This is a genomic window from Methylovulum psychrotolerans (genome assembly GCF_002923755.1).
Taxonomy (GTDB): domain Bacteria; phylum Pseudomonadota; class Gammaproteobacteria; order Methylococcales; family Methylomonadaceae; genus Methylovulum; species Methylovulum psychrotolerans.
The window spans coordinates 1-20503 of the sequence record NZ_PGFZ01000019.1; the positions used below are offsets into that span (position 1 = coordinate 1).

General features: G+C 52.3%; 17 protein-coding genes, 1 tRNA gene and 2 pseudogenes. 10 read left to right on the plus strand and 10 right to left on the minus strand.

All coding sequences use genetic code 11. The annotated features are described in order from the left end of the window. Together AADEFJLK_RS21435 and AADEFJLK_RS21440 are read left to right on the plus strand one after the other, a co-directional pair. Positions 1–150: pseudogene (locus AADEFJLK_RS21435) on the plus strand (IS1595 family transposase); the annotation flags it as partial. A 397-nt stretch (positions 151–547) separates the two neighbouring features. Then, positions 548–2053 (plus strand): phytoene desaturase family protein, encoded by a 1506-nt coding sequence (locus AADEFJLK_RS21440; protein WP_103975712.1) that lies wholly within the window; start codon positions 548–550, stop codon positions 2051–2053. Positions 2054–2185: 132 nt separating this feature from the next. Here AADEFJLK_RS21440 and AADEFJLK_RS21445 read toward each other — a convergent pair whose 3' ends face one another. From AADEFJLK_RS21445 to AADEFJLK_RS21465, 5 genes are read right to left on the minus strand one after another with little or no spacing between them, the layout of a single operon-like run. After that, positions 2186–2377, minus strand: coding sequence for a CPXCG motif-containing cysteine-rich protein (locus tag AADEFJLK_RS21445; RefSeq protein WP_088620107.1), 192 nt, complete (start codon positions 2375–2377; stop codon positions 2186–2188). A 57-nt stretch (positions 2378–2434) separates the two neighbouring features. Continuing rightward, a complete protein-coding gene (locus AADEFJLK_RS21450) occupies positions 2435–3397 on the minus strand; it encodes a sigma-54 interaction domain-containing protein (protein WP_088620106.1) in 963 nt (320 codons plus the stop codon). Positions 3398–3405: 8 nt separating this feature from the next. Continuing rightward, positions 3406–4134 carry a sulfite exporter TauE/SafE family protein gene (locus AADEFJLK_RS21455; protein ID WP_088620105.1) on the minus strand — a complete coding sequence of 243 codons (729 nt, stop codon included), beginning with the start codon at positions 4132–4134 and terminating at the stop codon, positions 3406–3408. Positions 4135–4183: 49 nt separating this feature from the next. Further along, the gene (pyrF, locus tag AADEFJLK_RS21460) at positions 4184–4921 is read right to left on the minus strand and encodes an orotidine-5'-phosphate decarboxylase (RefSeq protein WP_103975713.1); all 738 of its coding nucleotides are present in this window, start codon (positions 4919–4921) and stop codon (positions 4184–4186) included. A 32-nt stretch (positions 4922–4953) separates the two neighbouring features. Further along, positions 4954–5358 (minus strand): rhodanese-like domain-containing protein, encoded by a 405-nt coding sequence (locus AADEFJLK_RS21465; protein WP_088619628.1) that lies wholly within the window; start codon positions 5356–5358, stop codon positions 4954–4956. A gap of 165 nt (positions 5359–5523) precedes the next feature. On the opposite strand from AADEFJLK_RS21465, the gene AADEFJLK_RS21470 reads away from it, so the two are divergent. The 3 genes from AADEFJLK_RS21470 (at position 5524) to bamE (ending at position 7748) form a co-directional block, all read left to right on the plus strand. Beyond that, positions 5524–6441, plus strand: a complete 918-nt coding sequence (locus tag AADEFJLK_RS21470) for an AEC family transporter (protein WP_103975714.1) — start codon at positions 5524–5526, stop codon at positions 6439–6441. A gap of 92 nt (positions 6442–6533) precedes the next feature. Continuing rightward, positions 6534–7241 carry a TIGR00266 family protein gene (locus tag AADEFJLK_RS21475; RefSeq protein WP_088619626.1) on the plus strand — a complete coding sequence of 236 codons (708 nt, stop codon included), beginning with the start codon at positions 6534–6536 and terminating at the stop codon, positions 7239–7241. A 156-nt stretch (positions 7242–7397) separates the two neighbouring features. Beyond that, positions 7398–7748 carry an outer membrane protein assembly factor BamE domain-containing protein gene (gene bamE, locus AADEFJLK_RS21480; protein ID WP_088619625.1) on the plus strand — a complete coding sequence of 117 codons (351 nt, stop codon included), beginning with the start codon at positions 7398–7400 and terminating at the stop codon, positions 7746–7748. Positions 7749–8082: 334 nt separating this feature from the next. On the opposite strand, the gene AADEFJLK_RS21485 is transcribed toward bamE, so the two are convergent. The 3 genes from AADEFJLK_RS21485 to AADEFJLK_RS21495 form a co-directional block, all read right to left on the minus strand. Then, positions 8083–8823 carry a PEP-CTERM/exosortase system-associated acyltransferase gene (locus tag AADEFJLK_RS21485; protein ID WP_170065205.1) on the minus strand — a complete coding sequence of 247 codons (741 nt, stop codon included), beginning with the start codon at positions 8821–8823 and terminating at the stop codon, positions 8083–8085. A gap of 583 nt (positions 8824–9406) precedes the next feature. Continuing rightward, the gene (gene galU / locus AADEFJLK_RS21490; RefSeq protein WP_088619623.1) at positions 9407–10300 is read right to left on the minus strand and encodes a UTP--glucose-1-phosphate uridylyltransferase GalU; all 894 of its coding nucleotides are present in this window, start codon (positions 10298–10300) and stop codon (positions 9407–9409) included. A 59-nt stretch (positions 10301–10359) separates the two neighbouring features. After that, entirely contained in the window at positions 10360–11760 is a 1401-nt protein-coding gene (locus AADEFJLK_RS21495) for a mannose-1-phosphate guanylyltransferase/mannose-6-phosphate isomerase (protein ID WP_103975716.1), read from the minus strand. Positions 11761–11945: 185 nt separating this feature from the next. Between AADEFJLK_RS21495 and nadC the strand changes: the two genes are divergently transcribed. The 3 genes from nadC to AADEFJLK_RS21510 all read left to right on the plus strand — a co-directional run bounded on the left by nadC (position 11946) and on the right by AADEFJLK_RS21510 (position 13470). Further along, positions 11946–12788 (plus strand): carboxylating nicotinate-nucleotide diphosphorylase, encoded by an 843-nt coding sequence (gene nadC / locus AADEFJLK_RS21500; RefSeq protein WP_103975717.1) that lies wholly within the window; start codon positions 11946–11948, stop codon positions 12786–12788. Next, positions 12781–13269, plus strand: a complete 489-nt coding sequence (locus AADEFJLK_RS21505; protein WP_103975718.1) for a flavin reductase family protein — start codon at positions 12781–12783, stop codon at positions 13267–13269. Before nadC ends, AADEFJLK_RS21505 begins: the two co-directional genes overlap by 8 nt. A 114-nt stretch (positions 13270–13383) precedes the next feature. Next, a tRNA-Leu gene (locus AADEFJLK_RS21510) sits at positions 13384–13470 on the plus strand. Positions 13471–13998: 528 nt separating this feature from the next. Here the strand turns inward: AADEFJLK_RS21510 and AADEFJLK_RS21520 are convergent. Then, positions 13999–15462 (minus strand): zinc-dependent metalloprotease family protein, encoded by a 1464-nt coding sequence (locus AADEFJLK_RS21520; RefSeq protein WP_170065206.1) that lies wholly within the window; start codon positions 15460–15462, stop codon positions 13999–14001. Positions 15463–15569: 107 nt separating this feature from the next. Then, positions 15570–16190: a hypothetical protein gene (locus tag AADEFJLK_RS21525; RefSeq protein ID WP_249028111.1), complete on the minus strand. Its 621-nt coding sequence runs from the start codon at positions 16188–16190 to the stop codon at positions 15570–15572. Positions 16191–16450: 260 nt separating this feature from the next. Between AADEFJLK_RS21525 and recB the strand changes: the two genes are divergently transcribed. Together recB and AADEFJLK_RS21535 are read left to right on the plus strand one after the other, a co-directional pair. Further along, a complete protein-coding gene (gene recB, locus AADEFJLK_RS21530) occupies positions 16451–19993 on the plus strand; it encodes an exodeoxyribonuclease V subunit beta (RefSeq protein WP_103975720.1) in 3543 nt (1180 codons plus the stop codon). Between the two features lie 78 nt (positions 19994–20071). Further along, positions 20072–20302 (plus strand): annotated as a pseudogene (locus AADEFJLK_RS21535) (IS701 family transposase); the annotation flags it as partial. Positions 20303–20503 lie beyond the last annotated feature (201 nt).

The window sequence follows — 20503 nt, forward strand, 5'->3', positions numbered from 1 at the left end:
AAATATGCCTCGCGTTATCTGGGGGCGTTCGCCTATCGCTTCAACCGCAGGTTCCAGCTCGATAGGCTTCCCATGCGCCTGCTTGTTGCCGCCATCGCCGTTGGGCCTCGCCCAGAGGTTTGGATCCGCTCGGCTGAAGCATCTTGCTAATCAGGTAAATTGATGATGCCAAAAAAGCGACAGGAAGGGCTGTACGTCCTTGAAGGACGGGCAGTCCTTATCGGCTTATATTGGGTTAGCTATAGATAATTCGACAGAGCTTTAGCGGTATGATTCCATAATTAATGGTAACATAGCCTTTTCCTTTGACTTTCGCCTGTACGACAGGAATGATACTGGCTCCATCCCTACGAAGGAGTACGCTTCGGCTTCGCTCAGGAACCGAGAGGTGGGGGCGGACACGCTGTGGTGCAATGAGCGTCTACTTAATTTTATGCACGTTCCTAAGCGTTAATGTGGAGCGGGGCAGGGCGTTAATGGTACGAGAACCCGAAAGCCAAACACCACAAAAACCATCTTACTGTCCTAACCGCATAGAGAGCCTTGCATGAAAAGCACCCAGAAACCCCATGTCGTTGTTATCGGAGCCGGGCTAGGTGGCCTGTCAGCCGCCATTTCCTTGGCGACGGAAGGCTTTAGTGTCGATTTGCTGGAGAAAAATGATAAAGTCGGCGGTAAGCTGAATGTGTTGGAAAAAGACGGCTTTTCTTTCGACTTAGGTCCCTCCATTTTAACCATGCCGCATATCTTCCGCGCCCTGTTCAGCCGGGCGGGCAAAGAAATGGCGGATTACGTCAATATCCAAACCGTAGAGCCGCATTGGCGGAATTTTTTCCCTGACGGCAGCACCTTAGATTTAAGTGCCGACCCGTCGGTCATGGCGCAGGAGTTGGCGAAGCTCGGCGACAATAGCGCCGAAGAGTTCGCGCAATTTCTCGCCTATTCCAAACAGCTGTGCGATGTCACCGAAGCGGGCTATTTTGCCCACGGCTTAGATTCGTTTTGGGAATTGCTCAGCCATTATGGGCCGCTGAAAAGCTTGCAGGCATTTGATGTGTTCCGCTCTACGGATCAAGGGGTCAGACGCTTTATCAAAAACCCTAAATTGGTCGATGTGCTGAATTATTTTATAAAATATGTTGGCTCTTCGCCTTACGATGCTCCTGCGCTCATGAACTTATTGCCTTATATCCAGTTTGGCTATGGTTTATGGTACATCCAAGGCGGCATGTACAGCATGGCGCAAGGTTTGCAAAAACTGGCGCTAGAATTAGGGGTCGCTATCCGCGTCAATACCGAAGTCACCGCCATTGAACATGCCGCCGGACGTGCCAGCGGGGTACGCTTGCAAGACGGGCAGTTATTAGCCGCCGATATTGTCGTCTCCAATATGGAAGTGCTGCCGGCATACCAAAAATTAATGGCTAACCAAGAGCAAGAAATCCGCCGCATCGCCAAATTCGCCCCCAGTTGTTCGGGGCTGGTGCTGCATTTGGGCGTAGACCGCATTTACAGCCAGCTCGCACACCATAACTTCTTTTACTCCGATCAGCCCCGTGAGCATTTTAAAGCCATTTTCCACGACCACCAGCTCTCGGAAGACCCGACCATTTATCTGGTCGCCCCGTGCAAAAGCGATCCTGGCCAAGCCCCCGCTGGTTGCGAGATTATTAAAATCCTGCCGCATATTCCCCATATCGACCCCAACAAACCCTTAACCGCCGAGGACTACCAAGCCATGCGCGAACGGGTCTTGCTGAAGCTAGAGCGCATGGGGCTGACGGACTTGCGCCAACATATCGTCTGCGAAGAAAGCTGGACTCCTGTAGATATTCAGGCGAAATACTATTCTAACCAAGGTTCGATTTACGGCGTGGTGGCAGATCGGTTTAAAAATTTGGGCTTTAAAAATGCCCAGCGTAGCAAGGTATTAAAAAACCTGTACTTTGTCGGCGGTAGCGTCAATCCGGGGGGCGGAATGCCGATGGTGACCTTATCGGGGCAATTGGTGCGCGATAAGATTTTGGCGGATTTGGGTATGGTTGGGAAATAAGAAAAAACTGGCCTTATTGGGGTTCAGTGTCCTTCCGTCATTCCAGCTAGGAGAAATACATCAGGAGGAACGCACAGGCAATGCTGTGCAAGTGCTAAAACATGGCAATAGCCACCTGCCGGACAGCAAAACTCACTCGCTGTCCGAACGCGCCCACAGCTCAATAATCTCGCCGTTATCAGCGCTGGCATAGATTTCTATCGGGCGGCAGCAGACTTGGCAGTCTTCGATATAATCCTGCTCGTCAATGGAGGTGTCGACCAATATGTCGAGGTTTTCGCCGCAGTAAGGGCATTGGATGAGGGCGGATTGGAGCTGGGGCATATAGAGGCGATGGGGTATAGGGGCGCAAAAAAGGTTTGCGCCCCCTAAAGCGGGCGGTCAGTTGGCGGTAAAGCCGTGTTTGTGCATCCGGTATAGCAAAGTGTCGCGGCTTAGGCCCAGCAGTTTGGCGGATTGGCTACGGTTGCCTTTAGTGCGGCTGAGGGCTTGGTTGATTAAGTCCGCTTCTAACGAATCTAACTGCAAGCCGGTTTCCGGTAAGATAAAGCCGGTATTTTTGCCGGGGTTAGCCTGGGGATTAACGCGGAACTCGCTAGGCAGGTTATCTATTTCAATCGTTCGGCCCGACAGCAGAATGCTGAGACGCTCGCACAGATTACGCAACTCGCGGATATTGCCGGGCCATTTATACGCTTTTAAGACTTTTAAGGCCGGTTTGCTGAATTGCGGCGGCTTAATGCCATGCTGGGCGGCAAACTGCTTTAGGAAGTGTTTGATCAGATGCTCAATGTCTTCGCTACGTTTTGCCAGGGGTGGCAGTTCTATCGGCACGACATTGAGGCGGTAATATAAATCTTGGCGGAACTCGCCCGCTTTGATTTGGTCATTTAAGTCAGAGTTGGTGGCGGCAATGACGCGGACATTGACTTTATAAGCCGTGGTTTCGCCCACAGGCAGACATTCGCCGGAGTCCAAAAAGCGCAACAGTTTGCCTTGCACCACTAAGGGCAGCGAGTTGATCTCGTCCAAGAATAGCGTGCCGCCGTCGGCGGCTTGGAACAAACCGGGCGAATTGGCGGTAGCCCCAGTAAACGCGCCTTTTTTATGGCCGAACAGTTCGGACTCGATCAGGCCTTCCGGCAAGGCCGCACAGTTGATGGCGACAAATTTTTTCGTGGCGCGGGGGCTGGCCTTTTGGATGGCCGAAGCCAAAACTTCTTTGCCGGTGCCTGTTTCACCTTTGATTAAAATGGTGACATCGGTGGCGGCGGCAATTCTGGCACTGCGGATTAAGGAATCGAGTTCAGGCGATTGGCCGATAATAGCACTAAAATGATCCATGACGACCTCTAATGTAAAGCTGAATGGTTGGTTATTGCCAAAGGGTTTAACCAAGGCAACGCCGCTAACAAGGCCAGGACGATCATAAATAAGCCAACCGCTTGTTTAAAGCGCTGCATTCGGGATAGCCGTGTCAGTATTCCTGTCATTATACCTACTCCCATGACGGCGGGTAAAGTACCTAAACCAAATGCCAGCATAGTTAACGCGCTTTTGCTGACATCGCCTGCGGTCGCCGCCAGTGCTAAAGCCGCATAAACCAGCCCGCACGGTAGCCAACCCCACACCATGCCGAATAAAAAAGCATGGCTGCGGGTCTTGACCGGAATGAGTTTGCGCCCGAACGGCTCAATTTTCCGCCATAGGTGCATCCCGGCTTTTTCGATATAGGCAAAACGCGGGAACCAGCCAGCGATATAAAGGCCCGCCCCCGCCATAACCAGCGCCGATAAAATCTGCAACAGCCGATGGCCGTGGATTTCGCCCATTTGCAGGATGGCCAGCGATTGGATCAGCCCCGCTAAAGCCCCGGCAATGGTGTAGCTGGTGATGCGTCCTAGGTTGTAATTAAAGACAAACGGCAACAGCAGGGCTTTTTTATGGCGGATTTCCGGGCTGAGGCTTAAGGTCAAGGTGCCGATGATCGACCCGCACATGCTGATGCAGTGCAGGCTACTGACCAGCCCCATGATAAAAGCCACCAGATAGGAACTGGTAAAAGCGGGGTCAAAGTGCATACAAATCCCGCCGCACTACCGAGTCAATAGTTAACATGTTATTATTATTTTAAGGGTTTGCAGTCGCCAAGACGCTGAGAATCTGCGCTTGGATGGTCTCCGCCATGGCTTTACGGTCAGCCGCGTCACGGATGGGGCGGCCTACGACGATATAGTCCGCGCCGCCTTCAAAGGCCATTTCGACACTGACCACGCGTTTTTGGTCTTCTTCTTCGCGGTTATCGACCGGACGGATGCCGGGGGTGATGACCAATAAACGTTGGCCCAGTTGCTCCCTAATCATGGCGGCCTCCAGGCCTGACGAGACGATGCCGTCACAGCCTAACTGTAAGGCGCGTTTGGCACGGGACAGCACCAGCTCGCGGATATCGCATTGGAAGCCCAAATCGTCCAGGTCGCCCCGGTCAAGGCTAGTTAAGGCCGTGACCGCCAAGACTTTCAGGTCGCCTTTGGCTTGCGCGGCGGCTTCCATAATGGCATCGTTGCCGTGGATGGTCGCCAAATCCACACCTTTGCTGCTTAAGGCCTTAATGGCGCGGCCCACGGTAGCGGGAATGTCGAAAAACTTCAAATCGACAAAGACTTTTTTATGGCGTTGCTTCAGCCATTCAATAAAGCCGAAATAATCGCCGGACATGAACAGTTCCATGCCGACTTTATAAAACACCACCGAATCGCCCAGCTCTTCAACCAAGGCTTGGGCTTCGGGGATACTGGACACATCCAAGGCCATAATCAGGCGTTCACGGACGGGGATGGGCTTGGTGGACAAAAATACTGGCGACATAATGTTTAAAAGTAAAAATGGAAAGGAAGGGGTTATTCGGTGGCGAGGCCTTGCGCTTGCCAAGCCATCAGGCCACCCTCCATATTATACACCTCGGTAAAGCCCGCCGCTTTTAAGCTGGCCTGGGCGGCGGCGGAGCGTTTGCCGCTTCGGCATTGCATAATAATCGGCTTATGTTTATATGCGTCCAATTCGCCTAGGCGGTTGGCCAATTGGCCAAGCGGGATGTGCAAAGCGCCGGGGATATGCTGCTCTTGCCATTCGCTCTCTTCGCGCACGTCAATAATAATGGCTTTTTGGTTAGACCGCAGGGTAGCGGCCTGTTGCGGTGACACGACCACGGCGACACCCGTGCCCGCCTGCACCGCGACACTGGTCAAAGCCCATAACAAAGCGGCGAAAACGCCTGAGCCACAATACTTTACAAGATTACGCATAGAACCCCCGGAATTTACGGTTAAATGTGCCTATATTACCGGAACTTGTCGCCCTGGTGAATGTTAAAATAAGCCAAAGTCTGATTTAATGCCGACCAGCCCGAACCTAAGCTGCCTAACAGCCTGATTAAACCGCTATTTGCTTAACCTAATTATTTCTGCCCCATGAATTCAACCCTGATCCAAATGACCCTGCTCACGGCTTGCGGTGTGGTCTGGCGGCTGTTACAGCCCGCCGGGCTGTCCGCTATGCAAACCCGCGTGGTACTGACCAGTGTAGTCTATTACCTGCTTATGCCCGCGATGATTTTGGACGTGTTGTGGCAAACGGATATGGGTATCCACTCTTTACAATACACCCTGCTCGGTTGGGGTAGCCTGAGCTTTGCCGTTGTTTGCGCTTGGCTGATCGGATGGCTGTTCCGGTTTGATAATAAGCGGCTCGGCACGGTCATCCTTGCCAGTGCCTTCCCCAATGTCACCTATTTGGGGCTACCGATTATCGAGCAAACGTTTGGCCCTTGGGCGCGGTCAGTAGTGATTCAGATGGATGTCATTTCCGCCGCGCCTTACCTGTTTACGGTTGGCCTGCTGATTGCCCGCCACTATGGTGATGAAGAGAAACCGCGCTCGCCGTGGCTGGCGTTGAACGCGCCGCCATTTTGGACGGCAGCGCTGGCAATAGCACTGAATATGGGCGGCGTACCCGCACCGGATTGGTTGGTCGGGGCTTTACAAAAACTGTCCGCGGCCGCCGCGCCGCTGATGATTTTTTCCTTAGGTTTAGCCCTGGATTGGCGGACGATAAGTTGGCGGAATATGCCCTATATGCTGCCTGTTCTACTGATAAAAATGCTCGCCATGCCGTTTGGCGCTTGGTTTTTGGCCAGTCATTTGGCTTTGGACGCGCCGCATCAGGCTGCCGCCGTCTTGGATCTGGCTATGCCCAGCATGTTACTGGGCATTGTCTTTTGTGACCGCTTCCGCTTAGACAGCCCGCTTTATGCGATGGCGGTAACGGTCACCACCTTTGCCAGTCTGTTGGCGTTACCGCTGTGGCATGGCTTTTTGGTGCATAGTTAAGCGGCAGCCTTTATTTTGGGGCCAATAAAGGGGCGGCTTTGTCCTGTTGGCCTTTTGTTTAATCCTATAAACTTTCTTAAGGAGCAAAAATCATGGCCACTTTTACCGTTACGGGTGATGTTGACCCATTCTTACATATCAGCCTAAAACGTGGCGAAAAAATCTACTGCGAAGCCAATGCGATGGTCATGATGGAGGCCACGTTAGATTTAAAAGGCAAAATGACCGGCGGCATCGGCGCGGCGCTGATGCGCCGCTTTGCCAATGGCGAATCGTTTTTCCAAGAACATATCGAAGCGGTGCGCGGCGACGGCGATTGCCTGCTCTCGCCTACCTTGCCCGGGGCGGTTGAGGTATTAGATGTTAACAGCAGTGCGGGCTATAAGCTGACCGATGGCGCATTTGTTGCTGCGGAAACAGGCGTTAACCTCACAGTCCGCACCCAAAATGTTGGTTCGGCGTTATTTGGCGGTACGGGCGGATTTTTTATCATGGAAGCGACAGGCACCGGCAAGCTGGCCGTATCCGGTTTTGGCTCCAGTTTTGTCATTGATGTGGAGCCCGGCAAGGACGTTATTATTGATAACGCCCATGTGATCGCTTGGGATAGCCGTTTACAACATGAGATTTCGGTTGCCACCAGCGGCGGCGGTTTTTTCGGCTCGCTAGTCAACAGCGTCACCAGCGGCGAAGGCATGGTGCTGAAATTTTCCGGACGCGGCAAGGTCATTATTTGCTCGCGCAACCGGGAAAACTTTGCCAGTTGGCTGCTGAAAATGCTGCCTGGCAATGATAGTTGATTTAACGATAAAGGCGCGGCCTTAAAATGTCCTAAGAAACGGCCCTAAGAAACGCTCTAAGAGCGGTTCAAGAGCGGCTTAGACAGAAAGGCTTTTTTAAATTTACCAGTAACCTGATGTACAATCGGGGTAATTCTTTTTATAGGACAATCCGTTATGAAATCTACTATGGGCTATACCGTATTTTCTGAGATGCTGCGGTGGACAGGCCGTGGCGTAAGCGTAGGCTTAGTGCTGGCCACCGCCGCTTGCGCATCAATGGGACATGAATTTCCGGCCGGGCAAGTGCAAAGCATCCGCATCGGCGAAACTACCCAAACCGACATCGCCAATACCTTTGGCACACCGTGGCGCACAGGCATTGAAAATGGTCTGAAAACGTGGACGTACGGCAATTATCAGTACAGCGCCTTCTCCGAAAGCCAAACCGAAGACTTGGTGATTAAGTTTGATAAGCGCGGCGTGGTCAGTTCGTTTAACTATAACTCGACTAAGCGGGCTAAATAAGGCGAGCGTAGAAGCTTACTGACTGATATTACGCAGCCTGTAATTTCCGTAACGCTTCACTGACGTTATGCAGCCATTTTTGTGGTATTGAAAGCGGCAAGCAAATGCGTCATAAACGGGCGTTCAGCAATCCCGCCCTATTGGCGGGCCTGTGGTTTTTTCTGGCCATGCCTACAATCATGGATGCTTACTCCTAAAAGGAGTTGGACGGTTTCAAGGCCACCGCCAAGCAATTTTGGGGGGCGTTGTGTAGAGGGCTTATGCCCTGGGCAAGGGGAGACTGGAAGGGGGGGATGTTTTCACCTGTAAAACAGATTTTATTTCATGCGCGTTCCTAAGTGCCAATAAAACGGCCTTTGTCCGTCAATAAATTCCAGAGTTGCTGATCTTTCTGCGCCACACCCTCCAGCAAATCGGTGACTTTTATAACACCCGGCCAACGTAAACCGTGATAATCTGCTAGCGGCCCTATTTTAGTAAAATGGATACCCGCTGATGACAAAAACCGAAACCAAGCAGGTTCTAGTGTGCCATAAAAATGATCGATATTATTTTCACAGCAGCCTTTTATTAAACAGGCAATCAGCGCGAAACTCAGATGCGGAAAAACCCGCCGCTCCGCCAGGGTAAAATAAGCTTGGCTATCGCAATTGGCAGAATCAATTGCCGTTAAGGTCTGCGCATCATTTTTGCGTTGTTTAAACGCTTTTGATATGCAAAACCGTGAAGCTTCCGCTAGTCTTGTCCGATTAATGCTTTGCGGCACTAACGTCTCATCAAGGTCACAAAAAGCCTCTAGCGGAAATGGCCGCGCCGGACAAGCCCTATCGGGCAGTATCAGCCGGGTCGTAGCCGCATACTCCCCAGATTTGCGGTGCCGGATTAAATAATGGACGGCGTTTTCATCATATTCATCGTATTCCCGTTTGTCAGGAAAGTCGTCGGGGTTGCTAAACCCCGTAACTTCGACACAATAAACTTGATAACGCAATTTATAGGCTTCATCTTTAAGCTCTGCTGAAACCGCCGGCACCATTTCGAAAAACTGATTAAAAACATCCATCATATCTGTCATACTAATAACCCTTGGTTTCCCCATTTTTAAAGAATTTCATTCAATATCTTGTCTTGGTTAAAAACACTGTTTTTTAAAAGTCAAGCCATTGACAATTGAGCGGACTAAGGGCAATAGTTCGCGACGCGGTAACGTTTTAGCTACCGCCATTACGCGGGAGCGACAGTACCTGACGATCCCATTGTATCTGCTTCCACATCCCCACTTTGCGCATTGGCAGTATTCGCCCTGTGCTGTCTCACTGATAGCCTCTGTGGTATCAGGCTTATTTGAACGTTTTTCGGCACACAGACAGGTATTCATTTCGAAGCAACATGTCTGGATAACGCGCATTTATCAATTGCTTGCTTTAGTTCTTCAGGAACGGCAGGAATAATTTCAAAATAGGGATAAAAACCGCTCATTGTGGTGACTAGCCGACAATGGGTCTGATTTTCCAATCTGATTGCAGGATGGCTATTTGTCTTTAAAGAGCGGGCTTTTGACTGGCTGACTGGCGGTTGTTTATCAGCGCGTAGAAAATGCGGGGGAGGAAATGGGCGGTAAAAATAGGCCGCCCATCCCTAACAAAACGGCTTAGCCGTTAAGAAGCAATTTTTTGGGTCTTAACCAATTTTTTCAGATACAGCAAAAAATCATCTTTCAGATCTTTATGCAGCAATCCATGTTCAACCGTAGCGATCAAAAACCCCAGCTTAGAGCCACAATCATAACGGCGGCCTTCAAACTCGTATGCCAAAACCTGCTCGTCGTTCATCAGTGCGGCAATAGCGTCGGTCAGTTGGATTTCGCCGCCTGCGCCTCGGCCAGTGGTTTTAATCTTATCAAAAATCGCTGGGGTTAAGATATAACGGCCCACCACCGCCAAGTTAGACGGCGCGTCTTCGGGCTTGGGCTTTTCGACGATGGTTTCGACCACGCCGCACGCGCCGACAAAATCAGCGGTCTTAACAATACCATAACTGCCGGTGTCAGCCGGATTAATACGTTCAACCCCCAACACCGAGCTATGGGTTTCCTGATAAACCTTGACCATCTGCGCCATACAGCCACGGTCGGCATCTTCAATCAGGTCGTCCGCCAAAATCACCGCGAACGGCTCGTCACCGACAACAGGACGGGCACAATACACCGCATGGCCCAATCCTAACGCTTCGGCCTGACGGATAAAAATACACGACACATGCGGCGGCACAATACCGCGCAAAATGCTTAACAATTCATTCTTACCTTTTGCTTCCAGCTCTTTTTCCAGCTCATAAGCTTTGTCGAAATGGTCGGTAATGGCATTTTTACTACGGCCTGTGATAAAAACCATGGTGTCGATACCTGCCGCCACCGCTTCTTCGACGGCATATTGGATCAGTGGCTTATCGACTATCGGCAGCATTTCTTTCGGGCTGGCTTTGGTGGCAGGCAAAAAGCGTGTACCTAAACCGGCCACTGGGAAAACGGCCTTGGTAATTATTTTACTCATTTATTTTTCCTTTCAGCATTCACAATAAACACTACACCGTCAGAGCGTAGCAGGAGGGGTTAAACTCGTCCGTACATATCATTAAAACGCACAATATCATCTTCGCCCAAATAACTGCCGGACTGCACTTCGACAATTTCCAGCGGAATGACGCCGGGATTTTCCAGGCAATGGACAACACCTAACGGAATATAAGTCGATTCGTTTTCGGTCAGCAACAGTTGCTCGTCGCCTTTAGTGACCAGAGCCGTGCCTTTGACCACCACCCAATGTTCGGCGCGGTGGTGGTGCTTTTGTACCGATAATTTGCCACCCGGCTTGACCACCATGCGCTTGGTCTGATGGCGTGTGCCCTCATCCACCGCCTGATAATGCCCCCACGGGCGGTACACCTTGCGGTGGATATCGGCTTCGCTACGCCGTGCCGCCTTTAACTGGGCGACAATATCTTTCACTTCCTGCACCCGGTCTTTAGGCGCGATCATCACCGCGTCATCGGTCTCGACAATCACCAAGTTATCAACACCGATGGCCGCAACCAATTTATTGCCGGCATGGATATACGAGTTGTGGCTGTCAACGGTCAGTACGTCGCCACTGATGGCGTTGCCGAACGCGTCCTTATCGGTCACTTCCCATAAGGCCGACCAAGAGCCGACATCGTTCCAGCCCGCATCCAGCGGAATGACCACTGCTTTGGTGGTTTTTTCCATAACGGCATAGTCAATCGAGTCGGACGGGCAGGTACTGAACAAGGCCTTATCGACACGGGTGAAATCCAAATCGGTTTTGGCGGCGGCTAAGGCTTGGCGGCACACCGCCAGCATGGCCGGATTAAACGCCGCCAACTCGGCCAGAAAACTCCCCGCCGTAAAAGCAAACATGCCGCTATTCCAAAAATACGCGCCGCTTTGCACATAATCGGTAGCCGTCGCCAGATCCGGCTTTTCGACAAACGCCTCGACAGCAAACGCCGCCCCGTGCGCGGTATTAGAGCGTTTGATATAACCATAGCCTGTTTCCGGCGTACTGGCAACAATCCCGAAGGTGACCAAAAAGCCTTGTTGCGCCAATTCTTTGGCTTGGCTGACGGCCAGATGGAACGCAGGGATATTGGCGATCACATGGTCGGCAGGCAACACCAGCAGGACATCATCCGGCGAGGTGGCCGACAGTGCCGCCATTGCCACCGCCGGGGCGGTGTTTTTTCCGACCGGTTCGAGAATAATAGCCGCAGGTTTAATGCCGATTTCCCAGAGCTGCTCCGCCATCATAAAGCGGTGGCTTTCATTACACACCGCAATAGGGGCTTTTAGGCCTTTAAGACCGCTTAACCTGAGTAAAGTTTCCTGCACCATCGTTTGTTTGGTGACCAAAGGCAAAAACTGTTTAGGATAGTGCCCGCGCGATAAAGGCCACAGCCGTGTACCCGAACCGCCTGACAAAACAACGGGGATCATACTATTTTCCTTACAAAGACCAGTAAAAAGGGGTTAACATTTACAGCATTGTGCCAAGGGCAACAGAAGCCCTTTTCATAAAGTGAGTCTACCATATAGGCTGAACCTACAAAACATCTTATCATAATGCCCTTACTGTCGGCAGCAGCAGCCGTCGCGTTTACACCCCAACCCCCAAGCTACCTATGATACCCAACCCTATCAGCACCGCCGACATCCAAGCTTTTCTTGCCGAAGACATCGGGGCGGGCGATCTGACCGCCAACATCATCCCAAGCGGGCAAACCGCCCATGCGCAGGTGATTACCCGCGAGGCCGCGACACTGTGCGGACAGGCTTGGTTTAATGCCATTTTTAACGCCCTAGCCCCGGATATTGACATTGTTTGGCACGTCGCCGAAGGGGCGCAGGTCGCCCCCGACACCCTGCTCTGCACCTTAAGCGGTAACGCCAGAGCCTTGCTGACCGGCGAGCGCACCGCCCTAAACTTGCTGCAAACCCTATCCGCCACCGCCACCATCGCCAGCCGCTACGCCGAAGCTGTCGCAGGCACCGGCTGTAAAGTGTTGGATACCCGCAAAACCCTGCCAGGGCTAAGAAAAGCCCAAAAATACGCGGTTATTTGCGGCGGTTGCCATAATCATCGGCAGGGCCTTTATGACGGTGTCTTAATCAAAGAAAACCATATCATCGCCGCCGGTTCCATCGCCCAAGCCGTACAAGCGGCACGGCAACAGACCGCCGCACCTATTGAAGTCGAAGTGGAGTCTTTAGCGGAATTGTCCGAAGCCCTAGCCGCCCGGCCTGAGCGCATCATGCTCGACAACTTCACGCTGGCCGACCTGCACAGCGCTGTGGCTTTAACCGCAGGCCGCACCGAATTGGAGGCCTCCGGCAATATCACCTTAACAAATATCAGAAGCGTCGCCGAAACCGGCGTAGACTATATCTCCATCGGAGCTTTGACCAAAAACCTCAAGGCCATCGACTTGTCCATGCGTATTGATTTGGAGCTTTGCCATGAATGAACCGTTATCCGCCTTATTAAAACATATTAACTCCGGCGTTTACATCATCGGTGTCAGTAATGGCGAGCAGCAACACGCGTTTACCGCCGCGTGGGTCATGCAAGTGTCGTTCCGGCCACCGTTGCTGGCCATCAGCGTCAACCCGCACAACCATTCCTACCAATTACTGCAAGCGGGCGGGGTGTGTTCGGTCAATGTCTTAAACCACCAGCAACTAGCGGTTGCCGAGCATTTTGGCCGCACCGATTTACCCGACAAAATGGCCGGCTTTGTTTGGCAACAAGACCGCACCGGCGCACCCATCCTCGCCGCCGCCTTAGCGTATTTCGATTGCCGCGTCAGCCACTACGCCGACGCAGGCGACCATAAATTGGTCTTTTGCGAGGTTGTCGCGGCGCAAAAACTGCACGACGGCAAACCGATGCTCTATGGGCAAACCGGCGATATGGATGGCAGCAGCAAGCTTTACCCTTCGCCATAAGCTTACCCGAACGTTGCGCAACCTAAGCTGAACAGCAATTTTTTAGAATTAGGGTTGATAAATCCGGCCCCAGTCAGTATAATACGCCCTCACTATAGCTTTACAGCAACCTTTGCCGAGGTGGTGAAATTGGTAGACACGCTAGCTTCAGGTGCTAGTGGGCGCAAGCTCGTGAAGGTTCAAGTCCTTTCCTCGGTACCATAAGCTGCTTTAAGCGTTACAGAATTACAAAACCCGCAAGCTGCAAGGCTTAGCGGGTTTTTTATTGCCCAATGAAACACAAAATCCCACACAATGCACCCAAATGCGTGATACAAATCGTGATACGGGCTAAAAGCCGCAGCTGAGAAACTCAATAAAAAGGCGAGTCTTACCCTTGCTTGTAAAATTCAGCGGCGTTAAAACGTGGCGGTTCATTTGCCGATTTGCAGGAAAAAAGGCAATAAAAAGCATACTAGGTGGATTGCCTTATCGGCCTACTTTAGGGGGCTGGCTTGCTACTAAGGCCGAATATAAATTGCGTGAGAGCGGTTAAACTGGCCAAAAAAACGGCTGGGGAGGAAGCTTTAATTGCGTTATCCATATTGATTTTCCAAAAATTCACTGCGGGGATTAGTCTGCCGCTATTTTATAAACGGATAGGCCAGACGCTTTGCCGCCCCGTTTGCTCCAACAGACCGGAACAAGGGCGGCAGTGCAGCGCCGCCCTGCCTTTAAATCTCTTTACCTTTAAGGCGTAACGGTGCCTCTGATAAAATACTGGCCTAAGCTATCGTAGGTGGAATACGGAGTGACGCTATTGCCTACGCCTTTGACGGACAAATAATATTGTCCCGCAGGCACCGTGGCGCTCAACACCGCTTTGGTTTCATCTAAAGGATCGATTGCCTGCACCACTTTGCCATTCCAGTCATACAAGGTGGCCTTAATGTCAAGATTGGCCCCGCGTTGGTTGTTATGGTAAAACGCATCCCAGGCGGGGGTCACGGTGATGTTCACCGCACCTGCCCCGGCATAAAACGTAAACATATCGACATCATTCAGCTTGCCGATAACGCCTTTATTGGCGGGGTTGCTGTTAAACGGGTCGGTTTCGGGGTTGGTTGCGGCAATAGTCCCCGCCGCGTCCACCACCAGAGGCGTGGCTGTGGTTAAGGTTTTGCCGTGGTCATCAGCACGGTAGCCCATATTGGCGGCGATAATGGCGACATCATCTTGCTTTTGGTTGGCATCGGGGTATTCGCCCTTACTCCATTGGGTGACGTTAGTATAATAACCCACGCCCATAATTGGCCCCCACGACACATAGCCGGAACCTAAACCGGCATAATAGCCTACTGTCGATGTGCCGTCATGTGACAAGCCTTGGTTGTGGCCCATTTCATGGGCGGCGGCTTCGGCGACATAAGGCGGATAACCGCTGCCCAAATTATTGTAATAGACTAAAGCGGGCGAATAATAGCCATAATTAGAGCCTCCCCAAGCCCCGACATAAGCCACTCCGCCCGCAGTGGAGGCAGGCATGGCCACACCGTTTTTATCGACGTTTTTAGTGATGAGGATGCGTCCGACCGTTGGCCCGAAAGTTTTGGGCTGTTTGGTGGTGACATCGACATTAAACGGCATATAGTCTTCCGCAACCCGATGCCAAATATCGGCAATATTGTTTAGTTCGGTAGGGCTGAACGTACCCGGTGAGCCGTCTAAATCATAAGCTAAGGCCTTGTAAGTCGTCACAGTGCCGGCGTTCCACGCTGTCCCCGTGACATCCATGCCATTAAAATCCAGATAAATGATATTTTTCGCACCTTTTTTGCTGTGCAAGGCAAACGCCTCGGCGGCGGTGATTAACGGTACAGTTTCAGCGGTGCTGCTTAAAGCAGTGGCTGGTGCGGCGGGCGGCAAAAAGCTGTCCACATATAATATGCCGCCCGTGTTATCGACTTGTAAGTAAGGCAAATCCTTATCGGTAAAAGACAGGCCGCGTAGGGTGTTAAGGGCTTTAGCTTGGGCTTTGGCAGGCAAAGTATTGAGTTTGGCGCGGAACTGACTGGCAGGCAAGTCACTGATTTGTAAAGGTACTGGCATCCCTAAACCAAAGTGCTGGGAGGTTTGTGCAGAAGCGGCGAGTGGCATTAATGCCAAGATCAGCAGTGCCAGCGGTTTTAGCTCCAAATTATTGTATGTGTTCATAATATGCCCGTTATAGTTAGAATGTAAGTCCATCAAAGCCCTTTTAATGGCAGTAAAGAGCCGTCTTCATTATAGCCGCAATTTTGGGTTCTGCACGTTAGCCTGAGTTAGCGCATATCCTCCAATAATTGTTTAATACGGCCCAGTAGCTGCCTTTGCTGCCCCACCGACAGCTTGTTAAAATCTTGCTGGAAGGTTTTAAAATCATAGTCGGCAGCGGTTTCTAGGGGTTTCGGATGCGGGTCGGCTGCGGCAATCGCCGCTCCGGCGGCACAATCGCTGACCACTTTTTGCAGCACTTCACTGGCCCCGGCGAGCGGAATGGATCCTGCCAATTCTTTGCGCGTCATGGTGAGGACTTTAAGAAAAATGCTCTCTTTGCCCGCTAACATTGCTTTAATTAGCGTTTGCGCGTCGGTATCGGTATAGCCTTTACGTTTGGAGTCGGGGAACGTGGTCATTTGCAAGCCGACGGGCGGGGTTTGGTCAATCTGGTAGCTGATGTCGAATTGGCTGCCTTGCGAGGCGATCAGGTTATCGGCGGTCAGGTCAACCTGCAATTGTTGGTTGCGGCACACCACTTCCAGCTTCAATTCGTCATACAGGTCACGGCGCGGCATCGGTGACATGGCAGTGCTGTAGGTTTGGTTATTGACCACATCGGTTTCCCGCTGATAATTCCATGCATTCACAGCCAATACTGGGCAGGAACAGAGCAGCAAAGCCATGGCGGCTAGGATTTGAGGGGTGTTTGGTAGGCAAAGGGGCTGCATGTTTTCTCCGCAATAGCACTGGGTTGATGGCACGGACGTTTGCCCACAAAAAACACGGGTCTCGATGGCGTTAAGATCGGCTGGCGGGTCTAAGCGTTGGTGGGACAATGCGTGTGCGTAAACCCAGATAGTAATACATAACCCGAACGATGCGAAGCTGTATTATAGTGGGCGAATACTTATAATAGCGTTATTCGCCCTCAACAGCCCTGCTTATGCTCCCAGAACATTTTGATCCGACTAGCGCCCACTTGCATCAGGGGGTCAATTTAATAGAAGCCAGTGCCGGCACGGGTAAAACCTATGCGATTGCCATGCTGGTCTTGCGCTTTGTCGTCGAAAATGCCATTAGTATCAAGCAAGTGCTGGTGGTGACGTTTACCAAAGCCGCCACCGAAGAGCTGAAAGAGCGTATCCGTGGTCGTCTGGCGGAAGCTAAGCGGGCACTGAACGCGCCGCATCTGGCCGATCCCGCCATCCGCGATTGGTTAGAGCAATTAGACATCCCGCCCGAAGACATCCGGCAGCGGCTGGCGGTGGCTTTGGTGGACATCGACCAAGCGGGGATTTTTACCATCCACGGCTTTTGCCAAAACGTCTTGCACCACTACGCGCTGGAAACCGGCCAATTGTTCGATGCCGAGCTGACGGGCGACTTAGCCAGTATCAAACAAGCGTGCGCCGATGATTTTTGGCGGCAACAAATGGCGCGGCCTTTATGGGAAGTCGCGGTACTGACCGCCCGCTTTAACACCCCCGATGCCTTGCTCGGCAGTTTGGCGGGCTTCCCTAGCGCAGGCCTTAGCCCGACCACGCGGATAAAAATCCACCCCGAACACGGCGACTTGGACGCGGCCTTAAACACCCTAACCAGCCTGGCCCAACAAGCCGCCAGTGTGCTGGCACCGACAGCGGCACGGCTACGGCAAGCCTTTGCCGAGGATAAGTTTAAAAGCAGTTACCAAGACAATTTTGAGCTGCATTACCAAGCCTTAGCCGCTTGGCTGCAAGAAGGCCGCCCCGACATACCCGACCCGGAAGCGTTTGCCTTATTGACCGAAAACGGCTTGCTGGAGGCCTTGCACGGCAATAAATTCCGCGCCGCCAAAGGCCAAACCAGTGCCGAACGCAAAGCCGCCTATCTGCAAGGGCTAGGCATCGACACCGCCGTTTTTGAGGACTTAGCCCAGGCTTACCAACAAATCCCCTTATTGTTCAGGCGGCTGTTGCTGGAAACCTTGCGTATCGATTTGGACAGCCGCTTGCAGCAAATGAATTTATTGTCGTTTGACGATGTGATAAGCCGCCTCGCCGACGTGTTGGAAACCGAGTTGGGTGCGGCCTTAATCACCGAATTGCGCCAAACCTACCAAGCGGCATTGATTGACGAATTTCAGGACACCGACGACAAGCAATGGCTGATTTTTTCCGCCATTTTTGCCGGGGAAGCCCAAGGCGAAGAGACCTGCCGCCCGTTTTTATACCTGATCGGCGACCCCAAACAAGCCATTTATAAATTTCGCGGCGCGGACATTTATTCTTACCTCACCGCGCAAAAACAGGCCGAACACCGCTACACCTTGGATAAAAACTGGCGCTCCCAGCCCTTGCTGGTCGCCGCCGTCAACACCCTATTCCGGCGCGAACAGGCCTTTTTACTGCCCGACTTAGACTTCTATCCGGTCAAAGCCGCCCAACCCGCTACCAGCACCGCCCTGTATCTGGACGGGGTAGCCGTGCCGCCGCTGATGTTTTGGCAATTGCCGGACAGCGACAGCAAATCCGGGTATTGGACAGCAGGCAAAGCCGCCGAATTAATCAGCCGCCATATTATTGATGAAGTCGTGGCCTTATTGTCGCAAGACTATGATTTCCGCCCCGAACACACGCCACTACAGGCCAAAGACATCGCCATTTTAGTGCGCAGCAACCGCCAAGCCCGCGACTACCAAGCCCAATTGCGCCAAGCGGGCGTGCCTGCCGTCATCAACAGCACCGAATCGGTATTTGCCAGCCCCGAAGCCAGCGATTTATACTTGTTACTGCAAGCCGTCGCCAACCCCGGCGACAGCACCTTGCTCAAACAAGCCCTCACCCTCAGCTGGTTAGGTTTAGACGGGCAAAGCCTCTACCAACTCAGCCATAACGAGGCCGAACTCGACCAATGGCACGCCCGCTTTTTAGGCTACTACCAAGACTGGCAAACCGCCGGGCTAATGGCGATGCTGATGGAACTGTTAGAGCGCGAAAACATCCGCCTGACTATCGCCCAAAGCATCATGGCCGAACGGCAACTGACCAACCTGCACCATATCTTAGAATTGCTGCAACAAGCGGTGTTGGACGAGCATTTGGGTATGATGAAAACCCTGGACTGGCTCCGCGCCACCATCGCCGCCGCCAGCACCAGCGGCGACGAAAACGCCCAATTGCGCTTAGAAAGCGATGATGATGCCGTGAAAATCGTCACCATGCACCGCTCGAAAGGCCTAGAATATCCAGTCGTGTTTTGCCCCTATCTCTGGCAACGCAACGACAGGTTAAGCAATGAAACCGAGCTATTGACCTGCCACCTGCACGGGCAAATGCACGTTGACTTAGGCTCCGAACACTTTGAGACCCACCGCGCCCAAGCCCTATACGAAGAACAGGCCGAAGACTTGCGGGTGTTTTATGTCGCCGTCACCCGCGCCAAATACCGTTGCTATCTGGTCTGGGGCAATGTCCGCAGCGAAGCCAACCCCAACAACTCGGCGATGGCGTGGTTACTGGACTTTGCCGACAGCGGTTTTGCTGGGCAGCAAGCCATTTTACAAGACTTGGCAGACCAAGCCCCCGACACCTTCGCCTACCGCCTGTTAACGGCAGACACCGACAGCACCCCGCCCCTGCTTAGGCTAACGGGCAAAACCGCCCGCACCTTACAGGCGCGTAGCCTTAACCGCTCTTTATATACCCGTTGGCAAATGAGCAGCTACACCGCCCTGTCCGCACTCAGCCAAAGCGACAGCCCGGAACTGCCGCCCGATAAAGCCCGCGAACCCGCCAACGCCGCAGAGCAAGAACCCGCCGAATTGCCGCGCGGGGCGCATACGGGTAACGTCGTCCACGATTTATTAGAAAACAACCGTTTCGCCGACTTGGCAAACGGCCTGGACATCAGCGAGCAACGCGACAAAGCCTGCTTACGCTACGGCCTAAAACTGCCGCAACCGACCTTGCTGGATGAATTATTGCAAGCGGTGGTCAAAACGCCCTTAAGCGCCGACCCTAATTTTTGCCTAAAAAACCTTGACGACGCGCACTGCCTAAAAGAAATGCCCTTTTATCTGGCGATGCAGAGCATGGATGCCAGCCAAATAAACCGCATCCTCCAAGACAGCCCCGCCTACCAGCCCTTAAGCAGCAAACAAATGTGTGGGTTTTTAACCGGTTTTATCGACTTGATCTGCGCCTACCAAGGCCGTTTTTATGTGATGGACTACAAAACCAACAGCCTGCCCGATTACGCACCCGACACCCTCACCCACGCCATGCGCGAACATAACTACGGCTTGCAATATTGGCTATACACCGTTGTTTTGCACCGCTACCTACAAATCCGCTTGCCGGATTATGATTATGACCGTCATTTCGGCGGGGCGTGTTATTTGTTCGTGCGCGGAATGCAGCCGGAGCAGCCGATGAGCGGGATATATCAGGATAGGCCGGATAGGAGGAGGGTGGAGGATTTGGCGCGGTTGTTTGCTAGGGGTTAAAACCGTGACGGGGATATATAAAACCAGGCTTCAAGGTCTTTTTAACCAAAACAGCCAGCAACGAAGCCAGCAGACCTTCTCTTGAACGCGCTGTACCACAGCGGTGACGTGTCCGTCCCGGTCGCCTTTGAGGTGGTGCGCAAGCTCCATCAGTTTTGCGACGTAAAGATCCGTAAAGTCAAGCGGGCCTGCGTGGCGAACGCCATCAAGTTCCGTTATGTCCTGACCGACAGCTGGTTTGCCGCCAAGGAGAACTTCGAGTTCATCCTCAAGAAAGGCAAGCACTTCATCAGCGCCTTGAAGGACAACTGTAATGGTCAACAAAAACCGGACACTTTCTTAGGCAACCTTGCTGTAAAATTCCCGCTCAAATTCCAAAGGCGTTCCTGATTAGCAAGATGCTTCAGCCAAACCCAGTATTACGCGAAAGGACGGCGTCTACTAAAGGCATATCATTTAAGGGGCCGTATATCATGGCGATGAACCGCATCCAATTCCAACCTGGGCTGT